This is a genomic window from Streptomyces tagetis (genome assembly GCF_018069565.1).
In the GTDB taxonomy this organism is placed as follows: Bacteria; Actinomycetota; Actinomycetes; order Streptomycetales; family Streptomycetaceae; genus Streptomyces; species Streptomyces tagetis.
In genome coordinates this window covers 394,998-420,780 of sequence record NZ_JAGPNL010000001.1, presented here as the reverse complement: position 1 = coordinate 420,780, position 25,783 = coordinate 394,998, and the positions used below count along the sequence as shown (strand labels likewise).

General features: G+C 74.8%; 26 protein-coding genes. 17 read left to right on the top strand and 9 right to left on the bottom strand.

All coding sequences use genetic code 11. From position 1 onward, the window contains the following. Nucleotides 1–69: 69 nt before the first annotated feature. Both nhaA and J5Y05_RS01865 read right to left on the bottom strand, forming a co-directional pair. Nucleotides 70–1,956 (bottom strand): Na+/H+ antiporter NhaA, encoded by a 1,887-nt coding sequence (nhaA, locus tag J5Y05_RS01870; RefSeq protein ID WP_210867955.1) that lies wholly within the window; start codon nt 1,954–1,956, stop codon nt 70–72. Continuing rightward, nucleotides 1,956–2,120, bottom strand: coding sequence for a hypothetical protein (locus J5Y05_RS01865; RefSeq protein ID WP_210867954.1), 165 nt, complete (start codon nt 2,118–2,120; stop codon nt 1,956–1,958). Before J5Y05_RS01865 ends, nhaA begins: the two co-directional genes overlap by 1 nt. Before the next feature lie 265 nt (nt 2,121–2,385). Between J5Y05_RS01865 and J5Y05_RS32125 the strand changes: the two genes are divergently transcribed. Then, nucleotides 2,386–2,964 carry an MFS transporter gene (locus J5Y05_RS32125; protein ID WP_210867953.1) on the top strand — a complete coding sequence of 193 codons (579 nt, stop codon included), beginning with the start codon at nt 2,386–2,388 and terminating at the stop codon, nt 2,962–2,964. Nucleotides 2,965–2,995: 31 nt separating this feature from the next. On the opposite strand, the gene J5Y05_RS01855 is transcribed toward J5Y05_RS32125, so the two are convergent. Next, nucleotides 2,996–3,796, bottom strand: a complete 801-nt coding sequence (locus tag J5Y05_RS01855; protein ID WP_210867952.1) for an SDR family oxidoreductase — start codon at nt 3,794–3,796, stop codon at nt 2,996–2,998. Nucleotides 3,797–4,109: 313 nt separating this feature from the next. Between J5Y05_RS01855 and J5Y05_RS01850 the strand changes: the two genes are divergently transcribed. From J5Y05_RS01850 to J5Y05_RS01835, 4 genes are read left to right on the top strand one after another with little or no spacing between them, the layout of a single operon-like run. Next, a complete protein-coding gene (locus tag J5Y05_RS01850) occupies nt 4,110–5,537 on the top strand; it encodes an aldehyde dehydrogenase family protein (RefSeq protein ID WP_210867951.1) in 1,428 nt (475 codons plus the stop codon). After that, nucleotides 5,534–6,487: an MBL fold metallo-hydrolase gene (locus tag J5Y05_RS01845; RefSeq protein WP_210867950.1), complete on the top strand. Its 954-nt coding sequence runs from the start codon at nt 5,534–5,536 to the stop codon at nt 6,485–6,487. Before J5Y05_RS01850 ends, J5Y05_RS01845 begins: the two co-directional genes overlap by 4 nt. Further along, on the top strand, nt 6,484–6,909 hold the full coding sequence (locus tag J5Y05_RS32120) for a YidH family protein (RefSeq protein WP_210867949.1): 426 nt from the start codon (nt 6,484–6,486) through the stop codon (nt 6,907–6,909). Before J5Y05_RS01845 ends, J5Y05_RS32120 begins: the two co-directional genes overlap by 4 nt. Beyond that, entirely contained in the window at nt 6,906–7,196 is a 291-nt protein-coding gene (locus J5Y05_RS01835) for a DUF202 domain-containing protein (RefSeq protein ID WP_210867948.1), read from the top strand. The genes J5Y05_RS32120 and J5Y05_RS01835 overlap by 4 nt, the downstream gene beginning before the upstream one ends. Nucleotides 7,197–7,289: 93 nt before the next feature. On the opposite strand, the gene J5Y05_RS01830 is transcribed toward J5Y05_RS01835, so the two are convergent. Then, nucleotides 7,290–8,108, bottom strand: a complete 819-nt coding sequence (locus J5Y05_RS01830; RefSeq protein WP_210867947.1) for an IclR family transcriptional regulator — start codon at nt 8,106–8,108, stop codon at nt 7,290–7,292. Nucleotides 8,109–8,342: 234 nt separating this feature from the next. Between J5Y05_RS01830 and J5Y05_RS01825 the strand changes: the two genes are divergently transcribed. The 3 genes from J5Y05_RS01825 (at nt 8,343) to J5Y05_RS01815 (ending at nt 12,225) form a co-directional block, all read left to right on the top strand. After that, entirely contained in the window at nt 8,343–9,326 is a 984-nt protein-coding gene (locus J5Y05_RS01825) for a PDR/VanB family oxidoreductase (protein WP_210867946.1), read from the top strand. A 25-nt stretch (nt 9,327–9,351) separates the two neighbouring features. Further along, nucleotides 9,352–10,557 carry a cytochrome P450 gene (locus tag J5Y05_RS01820; protein WP_210867945.1) on the top strand — a complete coding sequence of 402 codons (1,206 nt, stop codon included), beginning with the start codon at nt 9,352–9,354 and terminating at the stop codon, nt 10,555–10,557. 297 nt (nt 10,558–10,854) lie between these two features. Next, on the top strand, nt 10,855–12,225 hold the full coding sequence (locus J5Y05_RS01815) for an MFS transporter (RefSeq protein ID WP_210867944.1): 1,371 nt from the start codon (nt 10,855–10,857) through the stop codon (nt 12,223–12,225). Between the two features lie 74 nt (nt 12,226–12,299). On the opposite strand, the gene J5Y05_RS01810 is transcribed toward J5Y05_RS01815, so the two are convergent. Next, a complete protein-coding gene (locus J5Y05_RS01810) occupies nt 12,300–13,442 on the bottom strand; it encodes an MBL fold metallo-hydrolase (protein ID WP_210867943.1) in 1,143 nt (380 codons plus the stop codon). Nucleotides 13,443–13,755: 313 nt separating this feature from the next. Beyond that, entirely contained in the window at nt 13,756–15,033 is a 1,278-nt protein-coding gene (locus tag J5Y05_RS01805) for a PucR family transcriptional regulator (RefSeq protein WP_210867942.1), read from the bottom strand. Nucleotides 15,034–15,350: 317 nt separating this feature from the next. On the opposite strand from J5Y05_RS01805, the gene J5Y05_RS01800 reads away from it, so the two are divergent. From J5Y05_RS01800 to J5Y05_RS01760, 9 genes are all read left to right on the top strand, one after another. After that, nucleotides 15,351–16,577 carry an acyl-CoA dehydrogenase family protein gene (locus J5Y05_RS01800; RefSeq protein ID WP_210867941.1) on the top strand — a complete coding sequence of 409 codons (1,227 nt, stop codon included), beginning with the start codon at nt 15,351–15,353 and terminating at the stop codon, nt 16,575–16,577. Between the two features lie 19 nt (nt 16,578–16,596). Further along, nucleotides 16,597–17,136 (top strand): flavin reductase family protein, encoded by a 540-nt coding sequence (locus tag J5Y05_RS01795; RefSeq protein WP_210867940.1) that lies wholly within the window; start codon nt 16,597–16,599, stop codon nt 17,134–17,136. Then, nucleotides 17,133–17,867 carry an enoyl-CoA hydratase/isomerase family protein gene (locus J5Y05_RS01790; RefSeq protein ID WP_210867939.1) on the top strand — a complete coding sequence of 245 codons (735 nt, stop codon included), beginning with the start codon at nt 17,133–17,135 and terminating at the stop codon, nt 17,865–17,867. Before J5Y05_RS01795 ends, J5Y05_RS01790 begins: the two co-directional genes overlap by 4 nt. Continuing rightward, nucleotides 17,864–18,754, top strand: a complete 891-nt coding sequence (locus J5Y05_RS01785; RefSeq protein WP_210867938.1) for a thiamine pyrophosphate-binding protein — start codon at nt 17,864–17,866, stop codon at nt 18,752–18,754. The genes J5Y05_RS01790 and J5Y05_RS01785 overlap by 4 nt, the downstream gene beginning before the upstream one ends. Then, nucleotides 18,747–19,751, top strand: coding sequence for a transketolase family protein (locus J5Y05_RS01780; RefSeq protein ID WP_210867937.1), 1,005 nt, complete (start codon nt 18,747–18,749; stop codon nt 19,749–19,751). The genes J5Y05_RS01785 and J5Y05_RS01780 overlap by 8 nt, the downstream gene beginning before the upstream one ends. A gap of 69 nt (nt 19,752–19,820) precedes the next feature. Beyond that, nucleotides 19,821–21,134, top strand: a complete 1,314-nt coding sequence (locus J5Y05_RS01775) for a M24 family metallopeptidase (RefSeq protein WP_210867936.1) — start codon at nt 19,821–19,823, stop codon at nt 21,132–21,134. A 1-nt stretch (nt 21,135) separates the two neighbouring features. After that, nucleotides 21,136–21,444, top strand: coding sequence for a Dabb family protein (locus J5Y05_RS01770; RefSeq protein ID WP_210867935.1), 309 nt, complete (start codon nt 21,136–21,138; stop codon nt 21,442–21,444). Beyond that, complete coding sequence (locus tag J5Y05_RS01765) at nt 21,441–22,901, top strand: NAD-dependent succinate-semialdehyde dehydrogenase (protein WP_307853648.1); 1,461 nt, start codon at nt 21,441–21,443, stop codon at nt 22,899–22,901. The genes J5Y05_RS01770 and J5Y05_RS01765 overlap by 4 nt, the downstream gene beginning before the upstream one ends. Nucleotides 22,902–22,957: 56 nt before the next feature. Next, a complete protein-coding gene (locus J5Y05_RS01760) occupies nt 22,958–23,830 on the top strand; it encodes an NAD(P)-dependent oxidoreductase (RefSeq protein ID WP_210867934.1) in 873 nt (290 codons plus the stop codon). 21 nt (nt 23,831–23,851) lie between these two features. On the opposite strand, the gene J5Y05_RS01755 is transcribed toward J5Y05_RS01760, so the two are convergent. From J5Y05_RS01755 to J5Y05_RS01745, 3 genes are all read right to left on the bottom strand, one after another. Next, nucleotides 23,852–24,172 carry a hypothetical protein gene (locus J5Y05_RS01755; protein WP_210867933.1) on the bottom strand — a complete coding sequence of 107 codons (321 nt, stop codon included), beginning with the start codon at nt 24,170–24,172 and terminating at the stop codon, nt 23,852–23,854. Between the two features lie 98 nt (nt 24,173–24,270). Next, nucleotides 24,271–24,765, bottom strand: a complete 495-nt coding sequence (locus J5Y05_RS01750; protein WP_210867932.1) for a hypothetical protein — start codon at nt 24,763–24,765, stop codon at nt 24,271–24,273. Between the two features lie 179 nt (nt 24,766–24,944). Beyond that, on the bottom strand, nt 24,945–25,694 hold the full coding sequence (locus J5Y05_RS01745; RefSeq protein WP_210867931.1) for an SDR family NAD(P)-dependent oxidoreductase: 750 nt from the start codon (nt 25,692–25,694) through the stop codon (nt 24,945–24,947). Between the last annotated feature and the right edge of the window lie 89 nt (nt 25,695–25,783).

Genomic DNA, 25,783 nt, shown 5'->3' with positions numbered 1-25,783 from the left:
AACTGACGGCTGACAGGGACCGGCCGCCCTCGGACTTCCCGAGGGCGGCCGGTCCCGTGCCGGGGCGGGCTACCGCCTGTTCGCGTCGGCGGGGGCCGCCTCCAGCTCCCGGGCGAGGGTCACCGCGTCGGAGGGGCCGGTGTGCCGGCGGTCCCCGATGAAGAAGGTCGGGGCGCCACCGGCCCCGCTCGCCTCGGCGCTGGCGGCGTCGGCCCGTACCCGGGCGGCCGTCTCGTCGGAGTCGAGGTCCCTCAGGAACAGCTCGATGTCGAGGCCCACCTGGGCGGCGTGGCCGACGAGGTCGTCGAACTCCAGCTCGCTTTGGTGGGCGAACAGACGGTCGTGCATCTCCCAGAAGCGTCCCTGCCCGTCGGCGGCGACCGCCGCGCGGGCGGCGAGTTCGGCGTACGGGTGCACGTCGGGCAGCGGCAGGTGGCGGTAGACGTAGCGGAGCCGGTCGCCGAACCGCTGCCGCAGTTCCTGGGCGACACCGGTGGCGTGGGCGCAGAAGGGGCACTCGTAGTCGCCGTACTCCACCAGGGTCAGGGGCGCGTCCGCGGGGCCTCTGACGTGGTCCGTGGCCGGGTCGACGGGGCGGTCGAGGGTACGGGGCAGGTCGGCGTCGGTCTCTCCGCGCAGGACCGCGGCCAGACGGAACGTCACCCAGCCCAGGACCGTGGAGAACACGGCCGCCAGCAGGACACCGACGGTCGCCTGGGCGCGCAGGAGCGGGTCCTCGAAGGCGAGCCGGGCGATCAGCAGGGAGACGGTGAAGCCGATCCCGGACAGCACACCGCCGCCCAGTACGTGGCCCGGACCGACACCCCGCGGGAGCGCGCCCAGGCCGAGGCGGGCGGGAAGCAGCGCGCCGGCTCCGATACCGATGAGCTTGCCGAGGACGAGGCCGATGATGACGGCCCAGGTGACCTTGGAGGTCAGGGCGTTGGCCAGGACGCCGCCGCGCAGGTCGACGCCGGCACTGGCCAGGGCGAAGACCGGGACGACGAGGTAGCTCGTCCAGGGGTGGAGGACGGTCTGGAGCCGTTCGTTGACGGAGACGGCGCGCTTGAGTCCCCTGCGCGCCGTCAGGCCCACGTCCGCCCGGGGCGACTGGCGGAAGGCGCGGAAGAGCCGGGCGGCCCGTTCCACGGCCTGCCGCGCGGGGGCCTGGGCGGGGATCAGCAGACCGCCGATCATGCCCGCGATGGAGGCGTGGAGTCCGGCTTGGAAGGTGGCGAGCCACAGGGCCAGCACGATCAGCACGTACGGGGCCGCGCGCCACACCCCGAGGCGGGTCAGCCCGGCCAGGGCCACGCACAGGACGAGCGCGACCAGCAGGGCCCGCAGGTGGACCGTGTCCGAGAAGACGAAGCCGATCACGGCGACGGCCACGATGTCGTCGATGACGGTGATGGCCAGCAGGAAGACGCGGAGTTGCGTGACGAAGCGGGGTCCCACGATCGCGAGCGCGCCGAGCATGAAGGCGGTGTCGGTGCCGATGACCACGCCCCAGCCCTGGGCGGCCTCGCCTCCGGGTGCGATCGCCAGGTAGAACAGCACCGGGATCAGCATGCCGCCGAGGCCGGCCAGGGCCGGGATCACGACGCGCCGACGGTCGGTCAGGACGCCCACGGAGACCTCGTAGCGGACTTCCAGGCCGATGACGAAGAAGAACATGGCCATCAGGCCGTCGCTGACCCAGTGCCCCAGATCCATGGAGAGGGTGGCCCCGCCGACCGAGAACGAGGCGTCGGTCGCCCAGAGCGACGCGTACGCCTCCGACCAGGGGGAGTTCGCCCATACCAGGGCCACCACAACAGCCGCTAGGAGCAGGCCGACGCTGCCCGCCTCGGTGCTCAGGAAGGAGCGGACCGGGCCGGAGAGCTGGGCGACCACCGTGTGCCGCCGGGCACGGGTCTGGAGCTCCGGGTCCTCTTTCCTCCGTGTCGCCACCATCACCCGCTCACCCGGGCCGGGGCCGGGGGCTGCGGGCAGACGGCGGCACGGACGGCCTCGGTCCTGCGGCCGGTGATCCCGTGGACGGGGAGACCCGCCGGGGTCCTCCCGTCACGGATCTCATCGCGGCTCTGCTCGGGGTTGTCGCGGACGGTGATGGTCATGCGCTCCCTTCCTGCGGGCTCTTGGGGCGAGACGGGGCGGTACGTGCGGCCCCACTTACTCTCATCTGTCTCAGGGGTTTCGTTTATTCCCGATTCCGGTCCACATTTTGCGGACCCCTGCCCGAATCCGGGCAAGGGGCGCGCTGATACGGAGGGCGCGGCGGCTTCCGCGACTCGGCGGGCTCCGACCGCTCCGGGGCCGGGGCTGGGCCGCGACGTCCTGGACGGCTGGCACATCGTCCGGGCCGAGAAACGGGTGCTGTACGTGCAGCTCACCTCGCTGCCGCTGCACTTCGCCGGCGGCGTGGGCGTACTGTCCTTCATGGTCTGGTACCTGCGCGACCACTGGCACATGCCCGCGAGCGGGGTGAGCACCGCGCAGGCCGTCGCCAACATCGGCGCGCTGGCCGGCAGCGTCTACATCGCCGCGCGGGCCCGCGCCCGTCCCCGGACCGTGCTGGCCCTCTCCGCGATCGTGATGACGGCCGCCCTGTTCCTCATGGCGCTGCCGTCCCCGACGGCGTTCGTGGTCTGCATGGTCGCCTTCTTCACCCTGCGGTCGGCCATGACCGCCGTCACCGCCATGATCGTCGTCAAGTACCTGCCGTCGGACGTCGTCGGCCGGGCCGAGGGCCTGTTCAACCTGATGAGCGGCGTCCCGATCCTCATCGCTCCCCTGCTGATCCCCCTGGTACAGCGGGTGGCGGGCAGTACGGCCGTCCTGCTCCTCCTCGGCCTGGTCTCCGCCCTCTCCCTGCTCTGCCTGCTCCGCTTCCGGCCCTCCTGGAGCGACGAGGACACGGCCCGTGGGCACGCCGTCCCCGGCGAGACCCCCGCCACGTAGCGGACGGCGGGGGCGCGTATGCGGGGGCTCCTCAGCCCGCCGCCGCCTCCGCCACCGTGCGGTGGGCCGTCAGGCCGCCGTCGACGCGCAGGTCGGTGCCGTTGACCCACCCCGCGGCGTCGTCCAGCAGGAAGGCCACCACCCGGGCGATGTCCTCCGGTTCCCCGAACCGGCCGAGCAGGGCGCCCGCGCCCTCGACCTTGGCGACGCCGTGGTCGCGTTTGAAGTCGTCGAGGATCGGCGTGGCCACCGGACCCGGGCTGACCGAGACGACCCGCACCCCGCGGGGCAGGTACTCGGCCGCCAGGTGCTCGGTGAGGTAGCGGACGCACTCCTTGGAGAAGCGGTACGCGTTCCCGGTCACCTCCGCCTCGCCGGCCACCGCGTCGAGCGCCGCCTCCGGCTCCTCGGAGAGGGAGAACTCCCGTACCTCCGCCAGGCGTTGGCGCCAGCCGTCGGCCACCGCCGAGGAGAGGTTGACGACGCAGCCGCCCACCCGGACGGCCGGGACGAGGGCGCGGGTCAGCTCGCGCAGGCCGAGGACGTTGACGCCGAGCACGGTCCGCCAGGGCGCGGTGCCGGGGACGCCGGCGATGTTGGCGAGCCCGGCGAGCCCGTCCGGGGCGGCGTCCCGTACCGCCCGCGCGGCCTCGCGGGCGCCGGCCGGGGTGGAGAGGTCGGCCCGGACGAAGGTGCCGGGGAAGGAGCCGGGCACCGACCGGTCGATGCCGATGAGGGGCACGCCCCCCGCGTCGAGGAGGCGGCCGGTCGCCGCGCCGATGCCGGAGGCGACCCCGGTCACGACCACGGGCATCTGCGTGTTGTTCGTCATGGCTTCCACTCGTTCGTCGGACGGTGACCCGAGGCTCCGGGGAAGCGGCGCCTTTGACAAGCGCGCTTTCCACTCCCCGGAAAGCCCCGGCCGCCGCGCGGACGTGGGGCACGGGGCGGGGGCGGCACGGTTTTCCACTGAGTGGATGGGCCGCTTGTCCCCGGCCGGGCGCCCGGGAATCGTGTGAGCCGGTCCCGGCGGCGCCCGGTCCCGGCGCGGGCGCCCGGCCCCGTCCGCCGTGGCGCGCGGCCGGCCCCGTACCCGACCGACCGCGCGGCACGCGGTCGCCCGCCGCCCACCAGGAGCGTCCCCGATGGCCCACGAGACGTACGACGTGCACGACCCGGCCACCTTGGAGATGGTCGGCCGGGCCCCGGTGCACGGCGAGGACGAGGTGCGGCGCGCGGTCGCCGCCGCGCGGGCGGCGGCTCCCGGCTGGGCCGCCGACCGGGAGGCCCGGCGGGCCGCGCTGCGCGCCTGCGCCGGGCTGGTCCGCGCCCACGAGGACGAACTCGGGCGGCTGCTCTCCCTGGAGCAGGGCAAGGTGCTGGCCGAGGCGGTCGGCGAGTTCCGGGTCGGCGCCGGGCTGCTGGAGCACTACGCCGGACTCGCCTGGGACGAGGTGGAGCGGCTCCCGGACCGGGCCGACCGCACCGTGGAGGTGCAGTACCGGCCGGTGGGCGTGGTCGGCACGATCACGCCGTGGAACTTCCCCGTCTCCCTGCTGTGCGTCAAGCTCGCGCCCGCGCTGGCCGCCGGGTGCACGGTCATCGCCAAGCCCTCCGCGTCCACGCCGCTGTCCACGATGGCGCTGGTGGAGCTGATGAACCGGGTGCTGCCCGCCGGGGTGCTCCAGTGCCGCACGAGCCCGGGGCGGGCGGTGAACGTGGCGCTGAGTTCCCTGCCCGGCGTACGGAAGATCTCCTTCACCGGATCGACGGAGGTCGGCACGGCCGTCGCCGCCCAGGCCGCCGCCACCGTCAAGCGGGTCACCCTCGAACTCGGCGGCAACGACCCGGCGGTCGTCCTGCCGGACGCGGACGTGGAGACCACCGCCCAGGCCATCGTCGCCTCGGCCTTCCGCAACGCGGGGCAGGTGTGCATGGCCGTCAAGCGGGTCTACGTACCGCGCGGGCTCCGTGACGCGCTCATCGAGGCGATGGCGGCGGCCGTCTCCCGGCACCGGCTCGGCCACGGCGTGGCGGCCGGTTCGACGATGGGGCCGATGCACTCGGCCGCCCAGCACGCCATCGTCCGCTCGCTGGTGGACGGCGCCGTCGCCGCCGGGGCGCGGATCGCGGCGGGCGGGGGCCGCGGCTGCGACCTGCCCGGACACTTCCTGGAACCGACCCTCGTCACCGACGCCGAGCCCGGCATGGACCTCGTCGACGGCGAGCAGTTCGGCAACGCGCTGCCGGTCGTGGCCTACGACGGCCTGGACGCGGTCCTCGACGGGCTGAACGGGCAGGAGTTCGGCCTCGGGGCCTCCGTCTGGTCGCCCGACCTGGACCGCGCGCACGCGGTGGCGGCGCGGATCGAGGCCGGCACCGTCTGGATCAACCAGCACACGCAGGTGGAGCCGGACGCGCCGTTCGGCGGCTGGAAGTCCTCCGGCCTCGGGCGGGAGCGCGGCCGGTGGGGGCTGGCGGAGTACCTGGAACCCCGAACCGTCAACGCGCGTCCCCACCACCTCCCCACGCCGCGCCAGGCGGCCCCCGTTTCGGAAGGAACCCTCCGGTGACCGACCCCCTGACCGCGCCGCGCGGCATGGACCTCCTCACGCTCGGCGTCGCGGCCGGGCCCGCCATCCGCGGCCCCGAGCACGGCATCGCCAGCGCGGTCGTCGTCGACGACGCCTTCTACCTCGTCGACTTCGGGCTCGGCTGCACCCGCGCCGCGAGCGAGGCCGGGCTGGCCGGTCACCGCTTCCGGGCCGGGTTCGTCACCCACCTGCACTCCGACCACGTGGTCGAGCTGCCCGGGTTCCTGCTGTGGAACTGGGGGCGCCCGGTGAACGGCTTCTCCTCCCCCGTCCGCGTCATCGGCCCCGGCCCCGACCCCCGGGACGGCACCCGGCACCTGGCCGGCACGAGCCGCCTGGTCGCCTCCGCGCTGGACGCGTTCTCCTACGACATCGCCATCCGGGAGGGCGACGAGGACCGGCCGCCGCTGGCCGAGCTGGTGCGGGCGACGGAGGTGGCGGCCCCCGAGCCGGGCTCCGCCGCCGCGGGCGAGCCGTTCGAGGTCTACGCCGACGAGCTGATCACCGTCACCGCCGTCCTGGTCGACCATCCGCCGGTGCACCCGGCGCTGGCGTACCGGATCGACTCGGCGTACGGGTCCGTCACCTTCTCCGGCGACACGGCGGAGTCGGAGAACCTGGTGCGGCTGGCGGAGGGCACCGACGTCCTCGTCCACGAGGCCGTGAACCTCGACTACTACCGCGCCCGGGGATTCTCGCCGGCCTTCCTGGCCCACCAGGAGAACTCGCACACCCCGCCGGCCGGGGCGGGCCGGGTGGCCAAGGCCGCCGGGGCCCGCCGCCTGGTGCTGTCGCACTTCGCGGGCCTCGCCGACACCGCCCACTGGCACGGGGAGGCCGCCTCGACGTACGACGGCCCCGTCGACGTCGCCACCAGCGGCGCCCGCTACCGGGTGGGCGGCCCGTCCGGCGCCGGCGGCCGGGCGTGACCCGGCGGAGGCGGGGGGCGGGGCCCGCCGCGGGCCGGGCGGGTGCCGGGCAGGCGGACGAGTACGGGGCCGGGGACGCGGACGGCGGGGTCGAGCCGGACTACCGCTTCACCCTCGCCAACGAGCGGACCTTCCTCGCCTGGGTGCGGACCGGCGTCAGCCTGCTGGCCGCCGCGGTGGCGGTGCGCCAGCTCGTCCCGCCCTTCTCCGTCCCGTACGCGCGCGAGATCCTCGCCGCCGTGTGCGCGCTGCTGGCCTTCGTCATCGCCGTACGGGCCTATCCGCACTGGCGGCGGGCCCAGTCGGCGATCCGGCGCGGCGGCCCGCTGCCCGGTTCGCGGCTGCTGCCGCTGCTGGCCGCCGTCCTCGCGGCGGTCGCCGCCTTCACCACCGTGCTGGTCTGGGCGGGCGGCACCGCGTGAGCCGGCCCCCGCGTGAGCCGGGGCTCCAGCCCGAGCGCACCCGCCTGGCCTGGCGGCGGACGACGCTGACCCAGGCGGTGGGTGCGCTGCTGCTCCTGCACACGGCCGCGGAGGCCGCCTCGGCACCGGTCTGGGCGGCGGCCTGCTGCGCCGCGCTCGCCACGGGCGTCACCTTCGTCGCGGGCCGCCTGCGGCGGGAGACGGCGCCACCGCCGCGCCCGGCGATGGTCCTGACGGCGGGCCTGACCGCCGCGACGGCCCTGCTCTGCCTCGTCCCGCCCCTCTGACAGACGGCGGCACGCCGTCCCGCCGGGACCACCGCGCCCCTCTCCTCCCCCTGCGGACACCCGGCCCCGCCCCGGGCCCCGCCCACCGCTCCCCTACGCCGCCGGCCCGCCCCGTACCGCCAGGCGGCCCGCCTCGCGGGCGATGCTGCGCGCGGCGATCTGGAGCACCGGCACGATGGCGGCGGGCCGGGGCCGGGTGCCCACCGTGACCACGCCGAGCGCGGCGAGGACCGAACCGTCGGCCGCCGTGACCGGGACCGCGATGCCGTGGGCGCCCCGGACCGCCTCCTCCAGCGTCACCGCGTACCCCTTGCGCCGTACCTGTTCCAGCTCGCGGCGGAGCCGGGTCGGGTCGATCACCGTGTTCGGGGTGAGCCGCTGCGGGTTGGCGAGCGCGGCCTTGGCCAGCTCCGGGGGTCCGTAGGCGAGGAACGCCTTGCCCCCGGCGCTGGCGTGCAGTGCGAGCCGGTCGCCGACCCGGTGCAGGGCCCGTCCCGGCTGGGTGCCGGAGATCCGCTCCAACAGCAGCGCGTGCGCGCCGTCGAGGACGAACAGGTTCACCACGTGCTTGGTCAGGAACAGCACGTCGTGCATGTACGGGGCCGCCAGTTCGGCCAGTCCGTGGTGACTCTCCGAGAGCAGTCCGAGGGACCACAGCTTGTGCCCGATGCGGTAGCGACCGCCGGTGCGCAGCAGTCCGCCCCACTCGACGAGTTCCCCGACGAGGCGGTGGCAGGTGGCCACCGGCAGCCCGCTGCGGCGGGAGATGTCGCTCAGGGACAGCTCGCAGTGCCCGGAGTCGAAGGTGTCCAGGATTCTCAGCGTGCGGGCGGCGACGGACTTCGGGACCGGCCCCGCGGAGCCGCCGGACGGCTCCCCCCGCTCGGCGGTCCGCTTGTCCAGGGAACTCATGAAACCGCACATTACGGCCGATGGAGGACGAAGAAAAGCCCGGCCGGACGGAAACCCGCAGGTCGCGGCGGAGCGGTGGCCACGGTCCCGGTGGGGGCGCGGTCGGGCGGGGCAGGGCGGGTTCCACTGAGTGGAAAGCGCCGGGGAAAGGCACTTCGCGGTACCTAGCATTCCCGCACCGGAGCGACACCGCGTCGCCCGGCCCCGAGTACCACGTGAGAAAGCAGGCTTCAGATGGGCGGACTCAGTGCGCGCACGGAGGACGGCTTCGTGCCCCGTACCCGTGAGGTGATCGCGGCGCGCGTGGACCGGGTCGCCGACGGCGTGGTCTCGCTGGTCCTCGTCACTCCGGACGGATCGCCGTTCGAGCCCTGGGAGCCCGGCGCCCACGTCGATGTCCACCTCGGCGGCGGCCTGGTGCGCCAGTACTCGCTGTGCTCCTCGCCCGGGGACCTGTCCCACCTGCGGGTCGCCGTGCTCGACGTGCCCGGCTCGCGGGGCGGCTCCCGCCGGGTCCACCGTGAGCTGAGCGCCGGGGACACCCTGGAGATCTCCGAGCCGCGCAACAACTTCCCCGTCCGGGACTCCCGCAAGTACCTCTTCCTCGCCGGCGGCATCGGCATCACCCCGCTGCTGCCGATGATCGAGCGCGCCGAGCGGGCCGGCCGGGAGTGGCGGCTCGTCTACGGCGGCCGGTCCCGCGCCGCGATGGCCTTCGCCGGGCAGCTCGCGGACACGTACGGGGACCGGGTGGAGCTGGTGCCGGAGGACGAGCGGGGCCGCATGGACCTCGGGGCCGTCCTGTCGCTGCCGCGCGCCCACACGCTGGTGTACGCCTGCGGTCCGGGCGGCATGCTGCGCGCCGTGGAGGAGCTGTGCATGGGCTGGCCCCCGGGCACCCTGCACACCGAGCGGTTCGCCGCCGCCGCGCTCGGGCCCGGCGCCACGTCCGGCCCGTTCGAGGTCGAGCTGGCGCGCAGCGGCAAGACCGTGTCGGTGTCCGCCGAGCGTACGGTCCTGGAGGCGGTGGAGGACGTGGGCGTACGCGTCCTGTCCTCCTGCCGGCAGGGGCTGTGCGGCACCTGCGAGACCGCGGTGCTCTCCGGCGAGCCCGAGCACCGCGACGCCGTCCTGACCGGCGACGACGCCGGTTCGACCATGATGATCTGCGTCTCGCGCGCCGCGGCCGGCTGTGACCGGCTCGTCCTCGACCTGTGAGATCCCTGCCGAAGAGGTTCCCCTCATGACCATCGCACCTGCCGGGGGCGTCATCACGCTCCCCGACGACCCCTTCTCGCCGGCGAACATCACGGACCCGTACCCGATGCTGGAGCGCCTGCGCGCGCACGGACCCGTGACCTGGCTGGAGACGTGCGGCGCCTACGCGGTCGCCGGCTTCGAGGAGGTCTACGAGGTCCTCACCGACTTCGAGACGTACTGCTCCTCCGGCGGGCTCGGCCCCCGGGACATCCGCCGGGACGCGGGCTGGCGCCCGCCGAGCATCCTGGAGTCGGACCCGCCGGTCCACACGGTGATGCGGCGCGCGCTGACCGGGGTCATCAACCCGGCGACGGTACGCCCCCTGCGGGAACGTTTCACCGGGCCGGCGGAGGAGATCGCCGGGGAACTGGTGGCCCGCGGCGAGTTCGACGTGGTCAAGGACCTCGCCGAGCGCTACCCGCTGCGCGTCTTCCCCGACGCGGTCGGCATCCCCGAGGAGGGCCGGGAGCACCTGCTGCCCTACGGCAACATGGTGTTCAACGCCTTCGGCCCGCAGAACGACGTCTTCGCGGACGCCTTCGCCCACGCCGACGCGCACAGCGCCGCGATCCTGCGCAACTGCGCCCGGGAGAACCTGGACGACACCGGCTTCGGCGCGCGCGTCTGGGAGCGGGTAGAGGACGGGCTGATCAGCGCCGAGCAGGCCGCGCTGCTGGTCCGGGCGCTGCTGTCGGCGGGCGTGGACACCACGGTCTTCGGCATCGGCAACACCCTCGCCTGCCTGTCCCGGACGCCGGGGGCGTGGGCGGCGCTGCGGGACGATCCGTCGCTGGCCAAGTTCGCGGTGGACGAGGCGCTGCGCCTGGAGTCGCCGTTTCAGAAGTTCCACCGGACCACGACCGCGCCGAGCGTGCTGGGCGGGGTGGCGATCCCGGAGGGCGCGAAGCTGCTGCTCTTCATCGGCGCCGCCAACCGCGACCCGCGCAAGTGGGGCGCCGACGCCGACCGCTACGACCTGGAGCGGCAGGCGTCCGGCCATGTCGCCTTCGGCATGGGGCTGCACCAGTGCGTCGGCCAGCCCATCGCCCGGCTGGAGATCGAACTCGTGCTGCGGGCCCTCGCCGCCCGCGTCGAGACCATCGAGCCGGCCGGCGAACCGGTCCCCCTCGTCCACAACGTGCTGCGCGGCTTCGCCTCCCTCCCGGTCCGGGTCACCCCCCGGTCCTGACGGACGGGGGCGCGGGCGCCGGGGAAGGGCCGCGGGCCCGGCGGGGGTCCGGCCTCGGCCGCCCCGTACAGGTCCCGGGCACACCCCATCCGCCGCGCGCCCGCCCCGCCCCCTCCCTGAACCACCCCCCTGCCCAGCCCGTCGCCGTACGGGCGCGGGCCGCCCTGTCCAGTCCCGGTCCGTAGCCGTACGGGTCGCCGGGCCCCGGGGCCGCCGGTCGTGCGACCGGCGTCCGCCCCGCCCCTCCCTCCCCTTCGCGGTCCGCTCGCGCGACCGTTCTCCGTTCCGGAGGCTTCCATGACGCAACAACTCGCCGCGTCGGCATCGGTCCCGCAGGTCGCGGACCCGGCGGACCCCCGCCACTGGACTCCCGGGAAACGCACGTCGTACGGCTGGCTGATGGCCGTGATGCTGCTGGTCCTGATGATGATCAGTTGGGCCGACAAGGCCATCCTCGGCATCGTCGCGGTGCCGGTGATGCGGGAACTGCACATCACCCCGCAGCAGTTCGGCCTCCTCGGCAGCGCCGTCTTCTTCCTGTTCGGCGTGGCCCAGCTCGTCGCCGCGCCCATCGCCAACCGCGTCAAGTCGAAGTGGTTCCTGCTCGCCCTGTGCCTGATCTGGGCCGTGGCCCAGGTGCCGGTCTTCGTCTTCGCCTCGCTGCCGGCGCTGTGGTTCAGCCGCGTCCTGCTGGGCGCCGGTGAGGGACCGCTGGCGCCGATCATGATGCACGCGGTGTACCAGTGGTTCCCGAGGAAGAAGGGGGCCACGCCCGCCGCCCTCGCCTCCTCCGGGGTGACGCTCGGCATCGTCTGCTTCGCACCCGTGCTCTCCTGGATCGCGGCCGACTTCGGCTGGCGGGCGACCTTCGTCTTCCTCGCCGGGATCGGCGTGGTGTGGGCGGTGCTGTGGCTGGTGGTGGGCAAGGAGGGCCCGTACACCTCGGAGCGGGCCGAGGCGGAGATCGAGGGAACGGCGCCGGTGGCGTCCGGACCGGCCGCTGACGTCACCCCGGCCGTGGCGCCGGTGCCGTACCGCAAGACCTTCCTGACGCCGTCGTGGCTGCTGGCCGTCGTGTGCTCCTTCCTCGGCTACTGGACCTTCGCGCTCGCCACGTCCTGGCTGCCGACCTACTACGAGAAGGTCCTCGGCTACAGCACCCAGCACGCCGGTTCGATGATCGTCTTCCCCGCGCTGTGGGGCGCCGCCGCGACGGTGGGGCTGAGCTGGGTCACCCAGCACCTCGACGTGCGCGGGGTCCGTACCCGGGTCTCCCGGGGCGTGGTCCTCTCCGGCGCGACCGTCTTCAGCGGGCTCGCCCTGCTGTGCGGCGCGCTCGTCTCGCCGGGCACGCTCAGCGTGGTGGCGTTCACCTTCGGCTTCGGCACGGCGCCGGCGCTGTTCGCGGTGACGTACCTGGTCGCGGCGGAGATGACGACGGTCGGGCAGCGCGGTGCGGTCCTCCAGGTGACCAACGCGCTGCTGAGCGCGGGCGGCCTGTTCGCCCCCGCCATCGCCGGTTTCCTGGTCGGCTCGGCGGCGACCGCGGCGGCGGGCTTCACCCACGCCTTCCTCCTCACCGCGCTCCTGCTGGTGGCCGCGGGGGCGCTGTCCCTCCTCCTCATCGACCAGCAGCGGGACCGGGCCCGGATGGGCCTGACCGGCTGAACCGGGCGCCGCCGCCCGGTTCCGGGGTGCCCCGGGCGCGTGTTCGCCGCGCCCGGGGCACCCCTGTCGGCGGGTCAGTGGCGGCGCCGGGTGAGGGGGACGCGGTCGAGGTCCTGGGCGACGGTGACCTTGCCGTCGTAGCCGCGCTGGGCCCACCGTCGCCACTGCCGGGTGTCGAGGGGGTACGTCACGAAGTCCGCGAGGTGCGAGACGACCAGGTGGGCGACGCCGGCGCGCTGGGCGATGGCGCCGAGCTTCTGGATCTCGACGTGGGATTCGAGCAGGTGGTCCTTGTGGGCCGGGGTGAGCGCCTGCGCGCCCTCGATGTTGATCGCCTCGTGCACGAGGACGTCCGCGCCGCGGCTGAGCCGGACGAGGTTGTCGGAGTACGTGGTGTCGCCGGAGAAGACGACGGAGCCGTGGTCGGTGTCGAAGCGGTAGGCGAAGGCGGGGTACACCGGCCCGTGCGGCACCAGGACGGCGGTGACCCGGACCCGGTCGTCCTCCGTGACGGTGAACGGCCTCATCGCGGGCGCGGTCGGCCCGAGGGGGCCGGCGCCCACCTCGGGCACCCGGATCTCGTGGACGTCGGCCAGGGTGCGGATGTCCCGGAAGCCGGAGTCCCGCATGAACACGTTGCTGCTGTAGGCGAAGGCGTGGTGGCAGTACTCGGTCAGCCCGGCGATGCCCGGGGTGGGGTCCTCCGGGTGCACGGTCGGCACGCCGTGGCCGCCGAAGGCGGGCGGCAGGGCGCCGGCCGGTCCGGGACCGTACACCGACACCGGGCCGGCGAGCAGGTCCCGGCTGGCGTCGCTGCTGGGCGCGCTGCCGCCGAGCAGGAAGTACTGGTAGTAGTCGGCGACGTGGTCGGCGTGCAGGTGCGTGATGAAGACCGACCGCAGGTCGCGCATCCGCAGTCCGGCGGCGACGTACTGCGTGGTGGAGGCGCGTCCGCAGTCGACGACGTAGTTGACGCCGTCGACGCGCAGCGCCGAGGAGATGCCGGCCCGGCCCGGCACCACGGGCGGTCCGGCGTGGGTGCCGAGGAGGAGCAGTTCGGCGGCGGGCCCTCGGCCTCGCCGGTTCGTCCCGGGGCTCGCGGCGGCGGGCACGGCACCGACGGCGGTGGCGGCTCCGGCGGCCATGGCGGAGGCTCCGGCCAGTCGGAGCAGTCGGCGGCGGTCGAGGTGGTGGCAGTGCTCGGCGTCAAGGCACATGGGGACCTCTTCGGTGTCGGCTCGCGGTCTGGTTCCGCCTGCTGACACCCGAGTCTCACCACGCCGCCCCGGGGCGCCACGTTCCGGACGCCCGACTCCGCGCCGCCGCCTGTGCCCCGCGCCCGGCTCCCGCCGACCGCCCGCCGGGGCTTGTGCGTTCCGCACACCAGGGGGTGCGACGGGCACGACGGTGGACGAACGTCCCGGCGCAGAGGGGTGGTTGGGCGGGGTCCCGGTCCGAGTGCCCTGCCGGCGGGACTGGTTCCGGCCTCGTGGAGGGGCCGGCCGGCTGTCGGGGCGGGGCTCGGCGGCGTCAGCCCGCTCCCGGGAACATGTCCGCCAGGAGCAGGGCGCAGCGCAGCTCCGTCGTCGTGTGGCCCGGGGGGAGGAGTTCGGTGGCGCGGGAGAGGCGGTAGGAGATCGTGTTGCGGTGGGCGTGCAGGAGTTGGGCGGTCTGGGCGATGCTGCGGTCGCTGTCGATGTGCACGGCCAGGGTGCGCCGCAGTTCGTCCATGCGCGGCTCGGCGCGGTGCAGCGGGCCCAGGACCGAGTGGGCGAACCCCCGGGCGCGTTGGGGGTCGGCGGCGAGCAGGGAGACCAGTTCCACGTCGGCGTAGTCCACGACCTGGCTGCCGCTCGCGCCGAGCCGGGCCACCCGGCGGGCGGCGACCGCCTGCTCGTGGGTGGCGCGGAAGCCGTCGACGCCGACCCCGGGCCGGCCCACCGCGGCCCGCAGCGGCGGGGGCAGCGGTACCTTCGTGTCGGCCACGGCGACCACGTCGGCCCGGGGGCTGCCGAGCCAGACGTCGACCCGGGTGGCGCCGCGCCGGATCACCAGCGGCTCGGGACCGGCGTGGGCCTGCGCGGCGAGGGACGCGGCGACCCCGGCGAAGTCGAAGAGCCGCGCGGTCTCGATGTCGAGGCCCTCCAGCCACAGGATGAGCCCGACGTGGGTCTGTTCCAGCCGGTGGCCGAGGTCCTGGTCGGCGTCGTCGGGGGCGCGGCGGGTGCCGCCGAGGATGCGGCGCACCGCCTGCGTCCGGGCGCCCTCGGTGCTCTCGCGCCGGCGCCGCGCCTCGTCCTCGTAGAGGCGGGTGATCTCGCTGATGAAGGCCGACCAGGACTGGATGACGAGGCGGGTGGCGGACTGGATGGTGGCCAGGCGGTGTTCCGCGGGGACGAGTGCGCCGATGCGTTCGATCAGCTCCTGGATGAGGAACTCCTGCCCGCTGTGCACATTGCGGACGACCTCTTCCAGGGGGATGCCCTCGGCGACGTAGAAGGCGACGTTCTGTGAGGGTTCGCTCGATGTCTGGAGCAGGGTGACGTCCTGGGTGACCAGGGCGGTCAGGGTGTCCAGGGTGCTGGCCTCGGTGGCCCGCTCCAGGGCCTCCCGCTCCTCGTCGGAGCGGTCGCCGGGCCAGTCCGTGAGCGTGTCGAGGATGTAGGCGGCCATCCGGTGGCCCGCGGCGACGCCCCATGCGGTCGCCCCCTCGCCGATCGCCCTGAGGGCGCGGCGCCGGGTGGCCAGGGAGGTGAGGGGCTGGGCCGTCTCGCTCGGCGAGAGGGCGCGGACCCAGTCGTGCTCCATGCTGCTCTCCTCGGGTGCCGGCCGGCACGGACGGGGGGTCTTTCGGCCACATCGAACCATTGGTCCGGCTGGTTCAGTACCCGTGCGGGGCCGGGCGGCCCAAGTCCTGTTCACCCCGCACAGTCGCGCGGCCCGCTCTTGTGCCCGGTGCCGGGTCGGCCGCCCTCCCCGGTCGCCCGGCGCCCCGCGTCCACAGCGCGGGGCAGGAGTTTGGGGCGCCTGACCATGGGCCCGGGGGGTCTCGTTCGCCCACAGTCCTGAGCACCGAAGCAAGGCAACGGACCCGATCCGTGCGGGCAATCCAACGGGAGTGCGGTATGAGTGTGACCACCCTGGCGAGCGGCGTCGCGTCGCTCCCCCCGACGACCGGCACCGAGCCGAACGAGGAGATCATCGCGCGGGCGGCGGCGCTGCGCACCCTCATCCGGGACCACGCCGAGGAGGGCAACCGGGAGGGCCGTGTCGTCCCGGCCGTCATCGAGGCGCTGGCCGGGCAGGGCCTGCTGAGCCTCACCGTGCCCCGGCGCCACGGCGGCGGGGAGACGAACTCGCGGACCACCGTCGACGTGCTGGCCGAGCTGGCGCGGGCGGACGGTTCGACCGGCTGGTCGGCGATGCTGCTGAACATCGGCAACTGGTTCGCCACCACCTGGCCGGTGCGGGCCCAGGACGAGATCTGGGGCGAGGACCCGGCCGCCCGCTGCTGCGTGGTGCTGGCCCCGTCGGCGAAGGGCCGCCGCGTCGAGGGCGGCTACCTGGTCTCCGGGCGCTGGCCGTACGCGTCCGGGTCGTACGCCGCCACCCACGCGATCATGGGGTTCCTCGCGCCGCGGGAGGACGGCGGCGCGGCCCACGCGCTGGCGGTGCTGTCGCCGGGCGAGTGGACGATCGAGCGGTCCTGGTTCCCGATCGGCATGCGGGGCACCGGCAGTGACACGGTGGTGGCCGAGGAGGTCTTCGTCCCGGACCACCGGGTCCAGTTCTTCGAGGACATGGTGCGCGGCGACTACGCCACCGAGCTGCGCGCCTCCGAACCGCGCGCCAACGCGGCCTTCCTGCCCACCGGCACCGTCATCTTCGCCGCCATCCAGGTCGGTCTGGGCCGGGCCGCGATGGAGCACGCCATGGAGCGGCTGAAGGCCAAGGGCGTCGTCGGCACGGCGTACACCGAGAGCCGCAACTCCCCCGTGCACCAGGTCGGCGTCGCCGAGGCCCTGTCGAAGATCGACGCGGCGGAGCTGCTCGCGCACCGGTCCTGCCGGGACATCGACGCCGCCGCGCTGCGCGGGGAGTACCTGGACGAGCTGACCCGCGCCCGGGTCCGCAACGACGTCGGCCACGTCGTCACCCTCGTCCAGGAGGCCGTGGACACGCTGCTCAAGGCGGCCGGGTCCAGCAGCTTCATGGAGACCAGCGTGCTGTCCCGGATCTACCAGGACGTCGGCATGGCCGGCAGCCATGTGCACGCCACGCCGGGACTCGCCACCGACGTCTACGGCAAGTTGCTGCTCGGCGCCGACGGCCCGCTGCCCCTTCACGTGTGAGCCGGATCGGAGCACTCCCATGACCGCGATCCTTTCCCCGTCCGAGGCCGGGGCCGTGACCCCCGAGCGGTTCCGGCACGTCCTCGGCCACTACCCCACCGGCGTCAGCGTCGTCACGTCGCGGACCGCCGCCGGCGACCCGGTCGGCATGACGATCGGCACCTTCACCTCGATCTCGCTGGAGCCGGCGCTCGTCGGGTTCTTCCCGGCGAAGACCTCCGGCACCTTCCCGGCGATCCGGGACTCCGGCGGCTTCTGCGTCAACGTCGTCGCCGACCAGCACCACGAGCTGTGCGGCCGGTTCGCCGGTCCCGTCGAGCGGCGCTTCGAGGGCCTGGAGTGGCAGGAGGCCCCCTCCGGCGCCCCGGTCCTCGCCGACGCCCTCGCCTGGATCGACTGCGACATCGAGCAGATCACCGACACCGGTGACCACCACCTGGTCGTGGGCCGGGTACGGGCGCTGGCCGCCGAGCCGGTACGGCGTCCCCTGCTGTTCTTCCAGGGCGGGCTCGGCTCGTTCCGCCCCCTGACGACCGACGGAAGGCGTGAGACACGATGAGCGCGACCACGGCCGGCCCGGCCACGGTGACCGCCACCCGGCGAGGTGCGGCCACCTGGATCGAGTGGGACAACGGCGAGCGCAACCTGCTCGACCTGGAGGTGACCCGGGCCCTCGTACGGGTGCTGCGCGAGGCCGACGAGGACCCGGAGGCGGCGGTGATCGTGCTGGCCGGCTCGGCGCGGGCCTTCTGCGGCGGCGCCGATCTGGCGAAGCTGAAGGCGACCGGCACCGCCCGGGAGTTCGCCGCCGAGGTGGTCGGACTCCTCGGCCTGCTCCCGCTGTTGCGCAAGCCGGTGCTGGCCGCGGTCCGCGGCGACGCGCTGGCCTCGGGCTTCTCGCTGGTGCTGCTCGCCGACGCGGCGGTCGCCGCCGAGGACGCGGTGCTCGGCACCGTCGAGGTGGCCGGCGGCGGCTGGCCGATGATCGCGCAGGTGCCGGTGCGGCATCTGCTGCCGGCCAAGGCGGCGACGTACAACCTGGTCACCGGCCTGCCGTTCACCGCGGCGCGGCTGGCGGAGCTGGGCGTGCTGGCCGCGACCGCCACGGCGGACGAGGTCGACGCGCGGACCCGGGAGCTGGCCGAGGCGGCGGCCCGGTCCGGGGCGCTGGCCGCCACCGGCCGCCGCGCCCTCGCCGAACTGAGCGTCAACGCCGGGTACGCGGCGGATTTGGACGCGGCACTGGCGCACTTCGTCGCCATGCTGGAACCGAAGGAGGGCGCGGCATGACCGCCCTGGACACGACGGCGGCCACCGGCCCCGGCACCGCGACCCACGCCCCGGCCGGGGTTGCCGGCACCGGCACCACACCGCCTGCCACCGCCCCCGACCCCGCCGTGGCCCTCGCCCGCCGCATCCGGCTGCGGGCCGTGCAGATGGTCGCCCCGCACGGCTTCGGCTACCTCGGGCAGGCCCTGTCGTCGGCCGAGCAGATGGCCGTGCTGCACACGGACTTCTTCCGGCGCGGCACCGACCGCTTCGTCTGCTCCCCCGGCCACTACGTGATCGCCGCGTACGCCGTGGCGCGGGAGGCGGGCGACCTCACGGACGAACAGCTCGGCGCGTACGGGCAGAACGGGGCCGAGCTGGAGGCCATCGGCACCGAGACCAGCCCCGCGGTCGATCTGACCTGCGGTTCGCTGGCGCAGGGCCTGTCCGGCGCGGCCGGCTTCGCGCTGGCCGACCGGCTGCGCGGCCGGGAGGGCTCCCGGCGCACCTTCGTCCTGGTCAGCGACGGCGAGGTACAGGAGGGGCAGACCTGGGAGGCCGCCCTGTTCGCCGGCCACCACGGGCTGGGTGACGTGGTCGTCCTGCTGGACGCGAACGACTCCCAGGTCGACGGGCCGGTCTCCTCGATCACCACGATCGAACCGCTGGTGGACAAGTGGGCCGCCTTCGGCTGGTACGCCGAGGAGGCCGACGGCCACGACACCGCCGCGCTCCGGGCCGCGCTGGCACGGGCCGTCGCCGACGAGCGGCCGGGCGTGGTGATCGCGCGGACCTCCACGGTGCACGGCCTCGACTGTCTGCCCGAGGACGCGGACGGTCATTTCATCAAGCTCCCCGCCGAGCTGGCCGCGCGTGCCCTGGCGGAGTTGGAGGACGGCGATGCGTGAGGCTCCCTACCCGACCGTGCTCAAGCCGTACGGCCGCGCGCTGGTCGACCTGGCCCGCGAACGCGAGGACGTGGTGTGCCTGTCCGGGGACCTGACCCGGCAGTGCGAGGTCGACCTGTTCCAGGAGGTGTTCCCCGAGCGGTTCGTCCACGCGGGGATGGCCGAGGCCAACATGATGTCGATGGCGGGCGCCCTGGCCCGCGAGGGGCTTCAGCCGTGGGTGCACACCTTCGGCGTCTTCGCCACCCGGCGGCCCTACGACCAGATCGTCAACGCCATCGCGTACCCGAACCTGCCGGTGCGCATCGTCGGCTTCATGCCCGGCGTCTCCACCCCCGGCGGGCCCAGCCACCAGGCGATCGAGGACGTCGCCCTCATGCGGGCGCTGCCGAACATGACGGTGGTCGACGTCGCCGACGCGGTGGAGATCCGCCAGGCCGTGCCGCTCCTCGCCGACCTGCCGGGCCCCGTCTACCTGCGGCTCAAGCGCGGGGAGATCCCCGTCGTCTTCGAGGACGACCACGCCTTCCGCGTCGGCGGGGGACAGCGCCTGCTGACCGGCGGGGAGGTCGCGCTGCTGACCGGCGGCATGATGCTGCCGGCCACGCTGCGGGCCGCGGCCGTGCTGCGCGCCCACGGCGTCGACGCCGGGGTCGCCAACCTGCCGACGGTCAAGCCGCTCGACCGGGACACCGTCCTCGGCGCCGCGCTCGGCACCCGCGGCGTGGTGACGGTGGAGAACCACAGCGTGATCGGCGGTCTCGGCTCCGCCGTCGCCGAGGTGCTGGCCGAGGCCGGGGCGGGGGTGCCGCTGCGCCGGATCGGGCTGCGCGACACCTTCGCCGAGGGCTCCAAGTCCGGCCCGTACCTGTTCGAGAAGTACGGGCTGTCCGTGCGGGAGATCGTCCGCACCGGCTGGGAGCTGGCCGGCCGCTCCGGCCCCGCGCCCGAAGTGCGGGCGCCGGAGCCGGAGTCCGGCGAGTACGCCCCCGTGTGAGCCGCCCGCCGGGCGGACCCCGGCGGGCCCGAGACCGACAACGACCGTCAGACCAGAGGGAGTTCTGCCATGTCCCTGCACAGCATCGCCTCGCCCGGCGCCACGCTCGGCGTCGACTGGGAGGAGCGCGTCGACTTCAAGCGGCTGCGCACCGAGCGGCTGGCCCGCGCCCGCGCCGCGCTCGACGCCTCCGACCTGGGCGCGCTGATCCTCTTCGACCAGAACAACATCCGCTACACCACCGCCACCCACATCGGGAACTGGGCCCGCGACAAGCTCTTCCGCTGCGTGCTGCTGATGCGCGGCGAGGACCCCATCCTGTGGGACATCGGCTCGGCCGCCCGCCAGCACAAGGCGCACGCGAGCTGGCTGCCGGAGAGCAGTTGGCAGGCCGGCATCTCCAGTTGGCGCGGCTCCATCCCGGAGAACGTCGGCGTGGAGTCGGGCAACGCCCGGCGCATCGCCCGCCACCTGCGCGAGCGCGGGCTCCTCGGCGAGCCGGTCGGCGTCGACGTGGTGGAGATCCCGGTGCTGCGCGCGCTGGAGGCCGAGGGCCTGCACATCGTCAACGGCCAGGAGCTGATGCAGCAGGCCCGCCGGATCAAGACCGTCGACGAGATCGCGCTGCTCGACCACGCGGCCGGCATGGTCGACGCGGCCTACGACGAGCTGTACCGCACCCTGCACGTCGGCATGCGCGAGAACGAGGCCGTCGCGCTGGTCAACCGGGTGCTGTACGAGAACGGATCGGAGGAGGTCGAGGCGGTCAACGCCATCTCCGGCGAACGGTGCAGCCCGCACCCGCACGTCTTCAGCGACCGGATGACCCGGCCCGGGGACACCGCCTACTTCGACATCATCCACTCCTTCAACGGCTACCGGACCTGCTACTACCGCACCCTCAACATCGGCAGTTCCAACGCGGCCCAGCGCGACGCCTACCAGCGGGCCCGCGACGCCATCGACCAGGCCATCGCCGCCGTCCGGCCCGGCGGGACCACCCGGGACGTGGCGCTCGCCCTGCCCAGCGCCGCCGACCTCGGGTACGCGAGCGAGGAGGAGGCGTTCGGGCTCCAGTACTGCCACGGGGTGGGGCTCTCGGTGTGGGAGCAGCCGCTGATCAGCCGCTACCACTCGCTGGAGCACCCGGTGCCGATCGAGGAGGGCATGGTCTTCGCCCTGGAGACGTACTGGCCGACCAAGGACGGCGCGTCGGCGGCACGGATCGAGGAGGAGGTGGTGGTGACCGCCGACGGCCCCCGGGTGATCACCCGCTTCCCGGCCGACGAACTCCTGGTGGCCGGCACCCGCTACTGGAACGGCTTCGACTTCACGGTCGACCGGGGCGACCGGCGCCCGGCCGGCGGCACGGGAAGGGGCTGACGTGCTGGAGCACTACGTCGTCTTCCGCCCCCGGCCCGGCAAGGAACGCGAACTGGCCGAGGCACTGGCCGCGTTGGAGTCCGGGCTCGCCGGCGGTCTCGCCGGGCTGGCGGAGCTGAGCTGGGGCGAGAACACCAACCGGTCCGGCCTGGACCGCGGGTTCACCCACGGCTGCCTGGCCCGGTTCACCGGCCCGGAGGCGTTCGGCCGGTACTGGGACCATCCGGCGCACGAACGGTTCCTCGGGGTCCTCGACGGGATCTGCGAGGACCGGTTCGCGCTGGACTGGACGAGCGGAGCGACGGCGTGAGCACCACGGCCCGCGCGGTGGCCGCGGCGGCCCCGGCCGACCTGTTCGTCGGCGGGGCCTGGCGGCCGGCAAGCGACGGCGCCCGCTTCGAGGTGAGCGACCCGGCCACCGGCGAGCCCGTCGCCTCGGTCGCCTCGGCCACCCCCGCCGACGCGGTCCTCGCCGTCGAGGCGGCGGCCTCCGCGCTGCCCGGCTGGTCCGGCACCGCCCCGCGCGAACGCGCCGAGGTACTGCGCCGCGCCTTCGAGTCGATGCGCGCGGAGCAGGAGGAACTGGCCCGGCTGATCGTCGCCGAGAACGGCAAGGCGCTGCCCGACGCGCGGGCCGAGGTCGCCTACGCCGCCGAGTTCCTGCGCTGGTACGCCGAGGAGGCCGTCCGCCTGTCCGGCACGCTCGGGCACGCGCCCGCCGGCGGCAACCGCATCCTCGTCCAGCGCCGCCCGATCGGCGTCGCCGTCCTGGTGACCCCGTGGAACTTCCCGGCCGCCATGGCGACCCGCAAGATCGGCCCGGCGCTGGCCGCGGGCTGCTCGGTGGTGCTCAAGCCCGCCGCGGCGACCCCGCTGACCGCGCTGGCGATCGCCGGGCACCTGCGGCGGGCCGGCGCCCCGCCCGGCGTGGTCAACGTGGTGCCGACCCGGCACAGCGGCCCGGTGGTCCGGGCGATGCTGGACCACCCCGAGGTGCGGAAGGTCTCCTTCACCGGCTCCACCGAGGTCGGCAAGGTCCTGCTGCGCCAGGCCGCGGACCGGGTGCTCGGCGCCTCCATGGAACTGGGCGGCAACGCGCCCTTCCTGGTCTTCGCCGACGCCGACCTGGACGAGGCGGTCGCGGGCGCGATGGTCGCCAAGATGCGCAACGGCGGCGAGGCGTGCACGGCGGCCAACCGCTTCCTCGTGCACGCCTCGGTCGCCGACGACTTCGCCCGGCGGCTGGCCGACGCGATGGGGCGGCTGCGCGTCGGTCCGGGGCTGGAGCCCGGCACCGAGGTCGGACCGCTGATCGACGAGGGCGCCCGGGACGGCATGCAGGACGTCGTCGACGAGGCGGTCGCCGCCGGTGCCACGGTGCTGACCGGCGGGAGCGTGCCGCCGGGGCCCGGCTGGTTCTACCCGCCGACGGTGCTGGCCGGCGTCCCCGCCGACGCGCCCGTACTGCGCCGGGAGATCTTCGGCCCGATCGCCCCGGTCACCTCCTTCGACACCGCCGACGAGGCGATCGCGCTGGCGAACCGGTGCGAGACCGGTCTGGCGGGATACGTCTACACCCGTGACCTCGCGCTGGGCCTGCGGGTCGCCGAACGGCTGGAGGTCGGCATGGTCGGCCTCAACCGCGGGGTCGTCTCCGACCCGGCCGCGCCCTTCGGCGGGGTGAAGGAGTCGGGCCTGGGCCGCGAGGGCGGCCACGAGGGGCTGCTGGAGTACACCGAGACCACCATGATCGCGGTCCAGTGGTGACCGGGACGGCCCAGGGCCGTCCCGGCGCCGCCGGGGCGCGGGAGAGGACAGGAGCGATGGAGGAGATCGGTTTCGTCGGGCTCGGCACGATGGGCCGCCCGATGGTGCGCCGGCTGCTGGCGGCCGGGCACCGGGTGGTGGTGTGGAACAGATCGCGCCCGGCCGTCGACGAACTGGCCGCGGAGGGCGCGGTGCCCGCCGCGGACCTCGCGGAGGTGTTCGACCGGCCCGTGGTGATGAGCGTGCTGGCCGACGACGCGAGCCTGCGCGCGCTCCTCCTGGACGGCGGGGTCCTGGAGGCGGCCCGCTGCCGGGTCCACGTGAACCTGGCGACGGTCTCCGCCGCCTTCGCCGCCGACCTGGCCCGGCTCCACGCCGACCGGGGCATCGGCTACGTCGCCGCCCCGGTGCTGGGCCGCGCCGAGGTGGCGGCGGCCGGGAAGCTCAACGTCCTCGCGGCGGGCGAGGCGTCCGCGCTGGACCTGGCCCGCCCGCTGCTGGAGCCGCTGGCCGGGCGGATCTGGGAACTCGGTGAGGACCCGGCCCGCGCCAACGTGGTCAAGATCGCGGTCAACTTCCTGCTGGCCGGGGCGATCGAGGCCACGGCGGAGGCGACGGCGCTGGTGGAGTCGTACGGCGTGGACGCGGCGGCCTTCGCCGAGCTGCTCGGCGGCACCCTCTTCCCCGGGCCGGTGTACCGGGGGTACGGCGGCCTGATGGCCGAGCGGCGCTACGAGCCCGCCGGGTTCACCACGCGGCTCGGCCTGAAGGACGTCGACCTGGCGCTGTCGGCGGCCCGGGAGCGCGAACTGCCGCTGCCGACGGGGAGCCTGGTGCGCGACGCCCTCCTGGAGGCCCTCGCCGCGGGCTGGTCGGAACGCGACTGGGCCACCCTCGCCGACCTCGCCCGCCGACGGGCGGGGCGGTAGGGACGGAGGGGCGGGGCGGGGTCAGGTGCCGGCGGGCCGTCCGGGGTGGGGGCGGGCGGCCGACCAGCGGGTGAGGTCATGGGCGATGCCGTGGGCGTCGGCGGTGGTGACGGTCTCGTACGCCTCGGCGATCCGGCGCACGACCTCGTACCCGCCGCCGTCCGCCTCCGGGCGGAGGGTCACCGACGCGGACCAGGGCGGGTCATCCTCGTCGGGCCGGACGACGAGGAAGGTGTTGCCCCGCCGGTCGAGGTCGCCGATCATCAGGAACAGCGCGTCCTCGGACGGGTCGTCGATCCGGTCGCCGTCCTCGCTGTCGGCCCGGTAGTACGGCTCCGCCATCGTGCCCCCGTCAGGTGCCCTGTCCGCCCCGGCGACGCCGGGTGGTGCCCGTCGCGCCCAGCATGGCACGGGGGTCCGACACTCCCCGGCCGTAGGGGTCAGAGGCGGTGGTGGGCCCTCGCGTGGCGAGCGGCCTCGCCCGCGCCGGGGCCCGCGATCCGCGCGTACGCCGGAGGGTCCGCGGTGTCCAGCGGCGCGGCCCGGACGGTGCCGGCGGCGATGGTGACGCGCAGGGCGCGGTCCCCGGCGGGGTCGGGCAGGGTGACCTCCAGTTCCGCGTCCGGCTCGGCGCGGGCCACCGCGGCGCACCAGACCCCGGCCGCGGCCAGGTCCCAGTCGCCGGACAGGTCGACGGAGTCCGCGGCCGGCGTGGCGCCCAGGGGCCGCCATCCGGCCGGCCGCGCGCCGCGTTCCGCCGCCGCCCGCCACAGGGTGTCCAGGTCGGCGGCGTGCACGGTGCGGCCGACGCGGTCGGCGAGCAGGTACCCGGCGGACAGCCAGGCCCGCACCCGCAGTCCCGACGCCGGTTCCAGCAGGCGGCCGGCCGCCGCCGCGCGGGCGGCGAGCACCGCACGGGTCGGCGGCGCGAGCACGTCCTCCCAGCGCGGTACGGAACGCCCTCCGCCGCAGGCTCCACACACGACCCGGCTCACCCGCCCTCTCGGTCAACGGAACACGGTCACTGGACATCAGAACGTACGGGACGCCCAGGCCGGTGGGGCGGGAGGGCCACCCGGCCCGCCCCGCCCCCACCCGTCCGAGGCACCGCCCGCTACGGCATGACGTCGCCGCTGTTGGGGCCCAGGGTCTGGCCGACGTAGAGGTTGCCGCCCGGGTCGCTGGCGAGCAGGACCGCGGTGGGCGCGATCTCCGCCGGGACGCCGAACCGGCCGAGGGGCAGTTCCGCCTGCTTGGCCCGCTTCCAGTCCTCGCTGATGCCGTCCACCAGCGGCGTGAACACCGGCCCGGGGGCGATCGCGTTGACGAGGACGCCGCTCGGGGCGACCTCGCGGGCCAGGGCCTTGGTCAGGCCGATCACGCCGGCCTTGGCGGCCGAGTAGTGCACCAGTCCCTCGCCGCCCTTGATGCCGAGCTGGCTGGCGATGTTGATGACCCGTCCGCTGCCCCGGGCGACCATGTGCGGCACCGCCCACCGACAGCACAGGAAGACGCTGCGCAGGTCGATCGCGATCATCTCGTCCCAGGTGTCGACGTCCATCTCGACCAGCGGGACCTCGGTGAGGATTCCCGCGGAGTTGACGAGGATGTCGGGTGCGCCCAGGGCGGCGACGCAGCTCTCCACCATCTCGCGGGTCTGCTCCGCGTCGGCCACGTCCACGACGCCCGTGGCCACCTCGACGCCCCGCGCCGCGTAGCGCTCGGCCAGTTCGGCCAGCCTGCCGGCGTCGCGGTCGGCGAGGAAGAGCCGTGCCCCCTCGGCCGCGTACGCGTCCGCGATCGCCGATCCGATGCCGCTCGCCGCGCCGGTCACCAGCGCGACCTTCTGCTGGAGGACTCCCATGCCGTTCACCTTTCCCGTCGCGGCCCGCTCCGTCGCCGCCGTGTTCCTGCCGGACCCGGTCGTCGCCGGGCCCCTGCCGTGCACCGGTC